This is a genomic window from Synechococcus sp. R55.7, assembly GCF_047461955.1.
Classification (GTDB): domain Bacteria; phylum Cyanobacteriota; class Cyanobacteriia; order Thermostichales; family Thermostichaceae; genus Thermostichus.
In genome coordinates this window covers 1,219-10,449 of sequence record NZ_JANSIC010000057.1, presented here as the reverse complement: position 1 = coordinate 10,449, position 9,231 = coordinate 1,219, and the positions used below count along the sequence as shown (strand labels likewise).

The window sequence follows — 9,231 nt, the reverse complement described above, 5'->3', positions numbered from 1 at the left end:
CCGCTGGCGGGGAGTCAGTTCGAGTTTCATAGCCGATCAAAAGAACCCAGTCAACGCCTATCAAAGGAAACTGTTAATACAGAGCCGGTAAATTGCTCCAGGATAAACCAACTCAGAGCTGAGATAGGAATCCAGACAGACTTTTACATCTTCTAATCTATATGCATCTATTGTTACTCTTTATATAGCGGGTTGCCTAGGAAGGAAGTTGCAAAACCCGATGTCGGAAGAGGTTGAGACTGCTGCTTGTGCAGGAGAGAGTGAAATCTCTTGTAGCCTGGGCTCCCCTTTTTTGCCCAGAGGTGGTAGAAGATGAACTACGGCTAGCCACCTTGTTGCGTAGCAACAGTCCGCTGCGCCAAGACTGGGGATTTCTGCGCATGAGTTCGGTCAACTCTAGGCCAACTGGGCCTGCTGCTGTCCTCTTTGTATCCTTTTTTATCTTTGAGGTTGCCCCATGTACTTATCCCCCCAGGAGAAAGACAAGTTGTTGATCTACCTGGCTGCCCAGTTGGCTCGGGATCGGCGGCAGCGGGGCCTCAAACTCAATTACCCTGAGGCGGTGGCCTACTTGAGCGCAGCAGTCTTGGAAGGGGCGCGGGAGGGGAAAACAGTCGCCCAATTGATGAGCGAGGGGCTGACGTGGCTGACCCGCGAGGACGTGATGCCCGGGATCCCAGAGATGATCCCGGAAATTCAAGTGGAGGCTACTTTCCCCGACGGAACCAAGCTGGTTACCCTACACCACCCCATTCGCTAGGGATCCCCCAGATGCTCCAAAGACCCAGAGACTTCAGGAGGTCGTCCCCATGGCTCGCCAATCCAGAACCAACCCTGCTGCCAACGCAGAGCCGGCCCTGATCCCAGGGGAACTGTTGCTGGCAGAGGATCCCATCCAAGCCAACGTCGGACGGGCCACCGTGACCCTGGAGGTTACCAACCGAGGGGATCGGCCCATTCAGGTGGGATCCCATTTTCACTTTTTTGAGGTGAACCGAGCCCTGGTTTTCGATCGCGCCGCCAGCTTTGGCATGCGCCTCAACATCCCTTCCGGCAACGCAGTGCGTTTTGAGCCAGGGCAAACCCATCGGGTAAAGCTGGTGGCTTTGGGGGGCAAGGGGTTGGTGCATGGCTTCAATCGGCTCACGGAGGGCACGATACGCTCCGCTGCCCAGAAGCGGCTGGCTCTGGCCCGATTGCAGGAGTGGCTGGGTGAAGCAGCCCATCCGTAGGGGGAATATGCCCCCCCTCAAGTGTGCAGCTTTGGGCAGCGGTGTCAAGGCTCAACCCCATCCCCGTCTCTGCTCAGATTCAGGACAGTAGGGCTATCCTATTTCTCCTCTAGGAGCTGACAGATGTCAGAGCGCGAGACTGTCTTGTGGATGTGGGTGCAAGGCTTGGGGCTAAATCTTTCTGGGTTGGCGCTGTTGGCAGCAGCAGGCGCCGCCTTTGGGCCTCTCAGTTGGACAGGTGCAACGGTGGCGGTGATGTTGAAGCTCATTGGGGATAGCCAACTGGTGCGGGGCTACTGGCTCTGGCAAAGCCAGCGGCAACAGAAGGGATCCCAGCCCGTCAGCTCAGCAGCGGCAGTGCTCCACAGTCAAGCTTGAGACATTGCCCGGCACTTGTCCGGTCTCCGACTCGAGAATGCCAACGCGACCACCCCTACTCCCTTCTGGCACTGGCAAGCCTCACTGTACAAGCCTCACTGTAAATGAGCCACGGTCACTCCAGTACCGCCGTCTTCGGGATCAGCGGCTGAAAAACGCTGAACGCGCGGGTGATTTTGGAGATAAGCCTGGACGCCGGCTTTCAGGCGCCCTGTGCCGTGGCCGTGGATGATCCAAACCGGGCCGGGAGGAGCTTGGGCAAAGTGCTGTTCCAGAATGGCCTCAGCATCAGCAACGGTTTTCCCCCTCAGATCGAGGGTGTTCTGGCTGGTGCGCAGGTTCAGGGGAGCGGTGGCTGCAGGGGAGGGAGGTGGGGCTTTGGGGCGTTGGCGTTGCTTAGCCTGGTGTTCATCGATGGGATCCAACTGCCCCCGTGGCACTGTGAATTTGAGGATGCCGCTGCGCACTACATATACATCTCCTTCGATGGCGATCACCTCTCCCGTCTGCCCCAAGCCTCTCAGCCGCACCCGATCTCCCACCTCTGGCACAAACTCCATATCCACGGGCGGCGGTGGGGGAGAGTAGCGCTGCTGGATTTGCGCCAGCTCGGCAGTAATGCGTTGGGGATCCTCTCCCTGCTGCAATCTGCGGATGGCGGCAGCCACTTCCTGACGGGCAGCAGCCAACAGGGCTTGCAGTTCTTGGTTTTGCTTGTGCTCCAGTTGAGCTTCTCGCTCGGCAATTTGGCGGCTGCGCTGTTGCATTTGTTGATATAGGCTCTCCAGCTCTCGATGCAGGGATCCCACCTGGGCCGCCCGCTCTTCCAATTGAGCTCGCTGCGCTTCCAGCCCGGCAATGACCCTATCCACCTGGCTTTCCCCCTGCAGGTGCCGCTGGGCCCGCCGCAGAATCTCTGGATCCAACTGCAGCCGTTGGGCAATGGCCAAGGCGTTGGAGCGGCCTGGGATCCCCCACAAGAGGCGATAGGTGGGGGCCAGGGTGACCTCGTCGAACTCCACCGAGGCATTTTCAAAGCCGGGATGTTGGTATTTCAGGGCCTTTAGCTCGCCGTAGTGGGTGGTAGCCAGGGTGAGCAGTGCCCTTTCCGAGAGGTACTCCAATAGCCCAGCCGCCAGGGCAGCTCCTTCGGTGGGATCCGTGCCCGCCCCCACCTCATCCAACAGGACAAGGGCCGGCTCCGGAGCAGACTGCAGGGCCTGCACGATGCGGCTGATGCGGCGGATGTGCCCCGAAAAGGTGGAGAGATTTTGTTGCAGCGACTGCTCGTCCCCAATGTCGGCGTAAACCCCGTCGAACCAAGGCAGCTGGGGCGGATCCTGAGCCGGCAGGAAGATCCCCGCCTTGGCCATGAGCACCAGCAGGCCCAGGGTTTTCAGGGCAACGGTTTTGCCGCCGGTGTTGGGGCCGGTGATAACCACGACACGAATGGAGTCCGCGAGGGTGAAGTCGATGGGGACAACGGCAGAACCTTGACCCTCCGAAGGGGCGGCGGCGCGGGACTGCCAGAGCAGCAGAGGGTGCTTGGCCTGACGCAGGCGCAATCCTGCCGAGACAAACTGGGGACGATTGCCCTCCAGCCAGAGGCTGTAGCGACCCCGAGCCAGAGCCACATCCAACCCCACCATCACCCCCTGCAGATGCTCCAGATCGGTGGCCACGGCTGCCACCTGAGCCGAGAGCGCGGCCAAGATCCGCTCTTCCTCCGCCTGAATCTGAGCTTGGGTTTCTCGCCAGCGGTTGCCCAGTTCCACCACAGCGTAGGGCTCCACATAGAGGGTGGCTCCACTGGCAGAGCTGTCGTGCACAAGGCCGCGGATGAGATCCCGATGGGTGGCCTTCACCATCAGGACAAACCGCCCCTGCCGCTGGCCAATCAGGGTATCCTGCAGCGCCTGGGGATACTGGCTCATCAATTGTTGCAGCTGCTCTTGGATCTGGCTGCGTTGCCGCCGCTGCTGCTGGCGCAGATCCGCAAGGGTAGGGCTGGCGCTGTCCCGCACCTCACCATGCTCCTCCAGGCAGCGGAAGATCTCCTGCTCCAGCTCCGGGTAGGTGCGCAGGTTGCTCACCCAGGCCTGCAGGTGGGGCAGATGGTCATGATCATCGATCAGGCGGCGGATGCGGCGGGCTGCCCCCAGAGTTGTAGCGATCTGCACCAGCTCTTCCCCGCTCAGGATCCCCCCCCGTTCGGCCCGTTCCAAAGCCGGCAGCAAGTTGTGGATCCCTGCCATAGAAAGTCCCCCGGCCTGTGTGCGATCGAGGCGGATCGCCTCTTCCGTCTGCTCAAGGTAGGCTTCGCTGTCGGCGCGGCTCTGCCAGGGATCCAGCTCCAAGCAGGCGCGGCGGCCCAAGGGTGTGGCCGCAAAGGTGGCCAAGTGCTGACAAAGGCGGGGCCACTCCAGCAATTCCAAGGTTTCTTGCCGTTCGCCTTGGCAGGCCGTAGGCCTTGGGGAGGGATCGGGCTTGGAGAAGACTGGCAGCGGGTGCAAGGTGGGGACGGTGGGCATTAACCATTCAGTGATGCAAGGAACCCTGGAGACGCAGTTGCTTCATCTCTTGCAAAAACTGCTGTTGATACTTGAGGAAGGCAGTGTGCCACTCGCGGAAGCGACGTTCGCCATCCCGCACCAGCATCTGGCGGTACTGCTCTGAGTTGAGACGGGGCTGAGCAAAAGATGGGTTCATAGGGATCGGGGACGCTCTCCATCCTATTGTGGCAGGCTCTGGGTCGGCTTCCACAGATAGCTTTTGGTGAGAGGGGCACGCTGATAATGGCGCCGTTGTCTCACGCGCTGCCTCTGGTGATCTTCCCAAGAAGCTGAGCTCACCGAAAAACTGGGTTCAAAGCCCCGCCCTACCGCTGTGGGGTTCGCCTTGGGTGTCCTGTGGAGGGTGGAAGTGAGCTGCATTCACGGCCAAACTGAACCTCACAAGCCTGCCATACTGAAGGAAGTTGCTGCACTCAAAACACTCAAGATCCGTGCGCAAACGAGTCACCCTCATTTTCCCCCGCCATTTGGTGAATGTGCCTCTCACCTATCGGTTGGCCAAAGACTTCGATGTGGCTGCCAATATCGTGCGCGCCAGGGTAGCCCCCAACGAAGTGGGTACTTTGGTGGTGGAGCTGTCGGGGGATATCGACCAGGTGGAAGCAGGATTGGAATGGGTACAGTCTTTGGGCATTGAGGTGACTGAACGGGCCAAGGAAATTCAAATCGACCCAGACTTGTGCGTGGACTGTGGATTGTGTACGGGAGTTTGCCCAACCGAGGCCCTGAAGATTTCTGCTCCCAACTGGAAGCTGGAGTTCTCCCGCAACCGCTGCGTCATGTGCGAACAGTGTGTTGCCACCTGCCCCGTTGGGGCGATCAGCACCAGCTTGTAGTCAGTTTGTGGTCAGTTGGCTGAGTTACGAACTCCCCCAAGCTGACAAATCCCTTTACAATCCTGTTAGATTTGTTGGACATAGGTCTAGCTGCGGAGCGCACTCGACATGGCTTCTACTACATCGTTGATTGGGTTAACTTATGCCGGTTTGGCTGTTCTCTATTTGCTGGTGCTGCCTCTGTTGTCTCTGCTGTACGTGGACAAACGCTGGACTTCAGGCAGTGCTTGGGAAAAGGTGCTGATGTTTTTCTTGGTCTTGTTTTTCTTTCCCGGCATGGTGCTCTTGGCTCCCTTCATGACGTTCCGGCCCAAGCCTCGGTCGCTGTAAGGTCAGCCGTTTGTCGGTTCACTGAGCCATGCGCAGATTGGATGTTCTTGCTATAGGCTTAGCCCTGCTGTTGGGGGGAGGGATCCTCTACGGCCTGCTGCTTTGGGCGGGCTTGGATACGGGGGCCGCGCAGCAGATATCGAGCGTGGTGCTTCTATTGGCCTGCTTGGGGTGGACTTTTGGCTACCTGAAGCGGGTGCTGCGGGGGGAAATGACCCTGAAGGCTCAATGGGCCAGCTTCGAGACCCAGCAACTTCAAGAGAAACTCCACTCGCTGTCTCCGGAAGAGTGGCAGGCCCTGCAAGCTGAATTGGAAAGCGAGAAAGAAGGGATCCCAGATTGAATTGAGCAAGACAAACGTTGAGGCCGTCGGACAGGCCGCACCCAGAAATTGGCTGTCGGCTGCTGGGGATCCAGGTTTAAGGGTATGGAGCGTCGGGCTTAAACCGCAATACTTGAATACTTGTATATCTGTATATCCGGTTACCATTTGCTTCCCCTAAGAATGCTATATTACGCCCCGCACAAGATTCTGGCGTACGACGGATTATTAAGTGGTGCAAGCCTTTGCCTTTCCTTCTACTCGCATATCTCCATCCACTGTGAGAAAAACCATACTGCTAGCTCAGGGCCAGCCCTCGCAAATTCATCTCTGGAAGTTGGCGCTGGAGTCTCAGGGGCACTCTGTGGTGCTGGTTTCCCCGCGTGAAGATCTGCTGGAGGTGGCAGCAAGTCAGCCTCTGGATCTGATGGTGGTGGACATGACGACGGGGCTGTTTAACCCCTATGCCTTTTGTCGAGAGTGCCAAAGCAAGCTGCCCAACATCCCTGTTATCCTGACTCATCACCCCCGCCGCCACATCGAGCCCGCAGAGCGGCGCTGGGCAATCTACCAGGGGGCAGCAGATGTGATCCCTGGCTTGGCGGAGGCCGGCGACCTTCTCCACTCCCTCGAACGGATTTACGAGGCTGCCAGGTGGTTTTTGCCTATTGACACGGAGGCGCTCCACAGGGCTCTGAAGCAAGCGGGCTTATGGCCGGCGGAGGTCAGCCGTACATCTTCTTCCACCCCTCCCCCGCAGCCGAGCGCCCACTCTCCCACCGCCCCTCCACAACCCATCACCGCGGAAGGGGATCCAGGGCAAAAAGACTTGACCCCGCAGGTGAAGTACCGACTGATGTACCGGGGTCGCCCTGTCGATTGAGGTACTCGTTCCAACCTGCCGTCACTCGTTTTTCCTCGTAGCTTCTCGTGGCTTCTTGCCCTGCCAGGGTTGAGCTGCCGATTGGCAACGAGCAGGATGCAATCGCTGCAGCCCCGGGCAGCAGTGTATGGCTTCGCCATGCAAGCTACCCGTCTTGTTCAGCGTCAATGTATCAGCGAAGTCTGCTGGCAGAAATTGTGGAATGGATCACCTGGCCAGCAGAGGGGCCTGCAGAACTGATAGAGTTTTGGCACCTCTGCCTTCCCATTGCCCATGACCAAGCCCAAAGCCGGGATCCTCTACAACGACGCCAAACCCGCCGCCAAACGCAGCAGCGAAACCCTAGCCCGCTGGTTTCAGGAGCAGGGCTGGGAAGTCTGTGTGGCCCCCAACTGGGGCGGTATCCTCGGTTATGCCAAGCCCGACAGCCCCATCTGCCTGACCAAAGTAGATAGCCTGGCCCCGGCTGGATTTGATCAAACCATGAAGTTTGCGGTGGTGTTGGGGGGAGATGGCACCGTCTTGGCAGCAGCACGGCAACTGGCCCCCAAAGGGATCCCCTTGTTGGCGGTGAATACGGGCCATCTGGGCTTTCTGACGGAGACCTACCTTCCTCACCTAGAAGAGGCAGCCAGTGCCGCCATTGCCGGGGAATACACCCTGGATCGCCGCAGCATGTTGCTGGTGCAAGCCTACCGAGGGCAAGAATTGCGCTGGGAGGTCTTGAGCTTAAACGAGATGGTGTTGCACCGCGAGCCTTTGACCAGCATGTGCCACTTCGAGATCACCATCGGGGATCACTCACCTCTGGATGTGGCTGCCGACGGAGTCATCTTGGCTACTCCCACCGGCTCGACGGCCTATGCCCTCTCGGCGGGTGGGCCGGTGATCACACCGGGGGTGCCGGTTTTGCAGCTGATTCCCATCTGCCCCCATTCCATGGCGTCGCGGGCCTTGGTCTTCCCCGATTCGGAGGAGGTATGGATTAGCCCCGTTACCCCTCAGCCACTGGTTTTGGTGGTAGATGGAAATGCCGGCTGCTACATCATGCCGGAAGACCAGATTCGGGTGGTACGTGCCCCCTATTGGACAGATTTGATGCGCCTGCGCCGACCGGAATTTTTCCGGGTTATGCGAGAGAAGTTGGGGTGGGGACTGCCCCACGCTTCCAAGCCCACGTCGGTGGAGTTGCCTTAACTTTGCCGAGGCAGGACAAGCCATAGCTGCAAAATGGCCAATGCCCTTAACAACTCCACCCCTCTGTCGCTATGATGGTTAGGCTCGGAAGCGGATGTGGCGGAATTGGTATACGCGCACGTTTGAGGGGCGTGTGGCTTTGCCTTGCGAGTTCGAGTCTCGCCATCCGCATTACGCAATTAGTACGCGTTATTCATTAGTCCCTCTCCCAGAGAGGGAGAGGGGAAGCTGGCTTCGGCCTTTGGCACTATTCCCGAACGGCACCCTGCAGGCGTGCGCCCCAGGTGCGAGCAAAGCGCAGGTCAGCCCCAACCAGGTTGGCGTCGCGTAGATCGGCCCCCCGCAAGTCGGCGCCGTACAGGGATGCAGAAGAGAGATCGGCCCCCCGCAGGTTGGCCCCCCGCAAGTCTGCCCCCTCCAGGTAAGCGCCACTCAGGTTGGCTCCCCCCAATTGAGCCCGCCGCAAATTGGCCCCCACCAGGTAAGACTGGCTGAGATCGGCGCCCGTCAAGATGGTGCGCTCCAGATTGGCCTCGATGAGATCGGAACCGCTGAAATTGGCCTCCGCCAAATCCAGATTGCTCAGCTCAATGGATCCCAGGCGGCAGTTGGGACAGGTGCGGGAAGCCATGAGGTAGCGCATAAAACAAGAGTTGTAGGTTGTGGCTGCGGCAGAGGAAGCCAAGGCTGCCGTGGCCAGTAGTGCCCAAATGGCGGGAACTTTGAGATTGAGGTTCATGGTTACCAAGCCTCACAATTTTGAAGGTTTACGTGAAGGGACACAGCAGAGGGGGATGGTTCTGCGCTGGTCACATGATAGTGGCATCTTCTGGCTTCGGCCACTCCGCAGGTCTGTCTGGCCCACCTGATAGCAGGCTCTCTCAGGGCGGGATGACGTTTGGAGTCCTATCGTCCCGAAGCTGCCGGGCCGTTGCCAACACTGGGAAGGGGTGGATCTTTGAGCAGCGGCTGCACCCAATGCCAAGACAGTTGCCCCAACCCCACCAAAACCCCGAGTATTGCCGAGGAAGTCAGGACGCGATCCCAGCGGATTTCCCGCCAGCCGGCAGGGCTGGTTGTTGGCCTTCTTGGGTTGAGTTTCTCGGCAACAGGAAGCGGGCGATGGCGCAAAAAGTGCCCACAGCGGCGACAGCGATAATCGGAGTTGGAGTTGAGCCAGTAGCAAGCTGGGCAGCGAAGCATGGGAAGGCCAGGGATCCCATCCTGAAGCGGTGGTGCAACCAGTTACAGTACGCCGTCATGATGATAGTATCGAAGACTTCCAGGGTCAGCCTGAGGGGATCAATTCTGCTCAGATCTCTCTGGATTGTGGGCAAGATTTGGGGCATCTTCGGGAGAGACACTTACTACAGGATCCCTGTCTGGGCGAGAAGCCCCTTTCAGAATCGGTGAGCATTGATCAGCGCCCTATGCAGATCTACTTAGAAAACATCTGTAAGCGCTATGGCCGCCGTGAGGT

General features: G+C 59.0%; 13 protein-coding genes and 1 tRNA gene. 10 read left to right on the top strand and 4 right to left on the bottom strand.

What is annotated here, in order from left to right:
• The first annotated feature begins 457 nt into the window (after positions 1-457).
• The 3 genes from NW820_RS04660 to NW820_RS04650 all read left to right on the top strand — a co-directional run bounded on the left by NW820_RS04660 (position 458) and on the right by NW820_RS04650 (position 1,610).
• The gene (locus NW820_RS04660) at positions 458-760 is read left to right on the top strand and encodes an urease subunit gamma (RefSeq protein ID WP_011433938.1); all 303 of its coding nucleotides are present in this window, start codon (positions 458-460) and stop codon (positions 758-760) included.
• A gap of 97 nt (positions 761-857) precedes the next feature.
• On the top strand, positions 858-1,232 hold the full coding sequence (locus NW820_RS04655; RefSeq protein ID WP_414406817.1) for an urease subunit beta: 375 nt from the start codon (positions 858-860) through the stop codon (positions 1,230-1,232).
• 123 nt (positions 1,233-1,355) lie between these two features.
• Entirely contained in the window at positions 1,356-1,610 is a 255-nt protein-coding gene (locus NW820_RS04650; protein ID WP_011433939.1) for a hypothetical protein, read from the top strand.
• Between the two features lie 95 nt (positions 1,611-1,705).
• On the opposite strand, the gene NW820_RS04645 is transcribed toward NW820_RS04650, so the two are convergent.
• Complete coding sequence (locus tag NW820_RS04645) at positions 1,706-4,141, bottom strand: endonuclease MutS2 (protein ID WP_414406815.1); 2,436 nt, start codon at positions 4,139-4,141, stop codon at positions 1,706-1,708.
• A gap of 7 nt (positions 4,142-4,148) precedes the next feature.
• A complete protein-coding gene (locus NW820_RS04640) occupies positions 4,149-4,319 on the bottom strand; it encodes a hypothetical protein (protein WP_414344414.1) in 171 nt (56 codons plus the stop codon).
• A 295-nt stretch (positions 4,320-4,614) separates the two neighbouring features.
• Between NW820_RS04640 and NW820_RS04635 the strand changes: the two genes are divergently transcribed.
• From NW820_RS04635 to NW820_RS04610, 6 genes are all read left to right on the top strand, one after another.
• Positions 4,615-5,019 (top strand): NIL domain-containing protein, encoded by a 405-nt coding sequence (locus NW820_RS04635; protein WP_011433941.1) that lies wholly within the window; start codon positions 4,615-4,617, stop codon positions 5,017-5,019.
• Between the two features lie 108 nt (positions 5,020-5,127).
• Positions 5,128-5,349, top strand: coding sequence for an NAD(P)H-quinone oxidoreductase subunit L (gene ndhL / locus NW820_RS04630; protein ID WP_414331907.1), 222 nt, complete (start codon positions 5,128-5,130; stop codon positions 5,347-5,349).
• A 28-nt stretch (positions 5,350-5,377) separates the two neighbouring features.
• The gene (locus NW820_RS04625; protein WP_414344410.1) at positions 5,378-5,692 is read left to right on the top strand and encodes a DUF3007 family protein; all 315 of its coding nucleotides are present in this window, start codon (positions 5,378-5,380) and stop codon (positions 5,690-5,692) included.
• Positions 5,693-5,951: 259 nt separating this feature from the next.
• Positions 5,952-6,554: a response regulator gene (locus tag NW820_RS04620; protein ID WP_414406814.1), complete on the top strand. Its 603-nt coding sequence runs from the start codon at positions 5,952-5,954 to the stop codon at positions 6,552-6,554.
• Between the two features lie 273 nt (positions 6,555-6,827).
• Entirely contained in the window at positions 6,828-7,751 is a 924-nt protein-coding gene (locus tag NW820_RS04615) for an NAD(+) kinase (RefSeq protein WP_011433945.1), read from the top strand.
• A gap of 90 nt (positions 7,752-7,841) precedes the next feature.
• Positions 7,842-7,922, top strand: a tRNA-Leu gene (locus NW820_RS04610).
• 76 nt (positions 7,923-7,998) lie between these two features.
• Here NW820_RS04610 and NW820_RS04605 read toward each other — a convergent pair.
• Both NW820_RS04605 and NW820_RS04600 read right to left on the bottom strand, forming a co-directional pair.
• The gene (locus NW820_RS04605) at positions 7,999-8,490 is read right to left on the bottom strand and encodes a pentapeptide repeat-containing protein (protein ID WP_041436730.1); all 492 of its coding nucleotides are present in this window, start codon (positions 8,488-8,490) and stop codon (positions 7,999-8,001) included.
• Between the two features lie 167 nt (positions 8,491-8,657).
• Positions 8,658-8,954 (bottom strand): hypothetical protein, encoded by a 297-nt coding sequence (locus NW820_RS04600; RefSeq protein ID WP_011433947.1) that lies wholly within the window; start codon positions 8,952-8,954, stop codon positions 8,658-8,660.
• A 29-nt stretch (positions 8,955-8,983) separates the two neighbouring features.
• Here NW820_RS04600 and NW820_RS04595 point away from each other — a divergent pair.
• The coding region (locus NW820_RS04595; protein ID WP_414406813.1) for a hypothetical protein at positions 8,984-9,231 on the top strand (248 nt) is incomplete at its 3' end.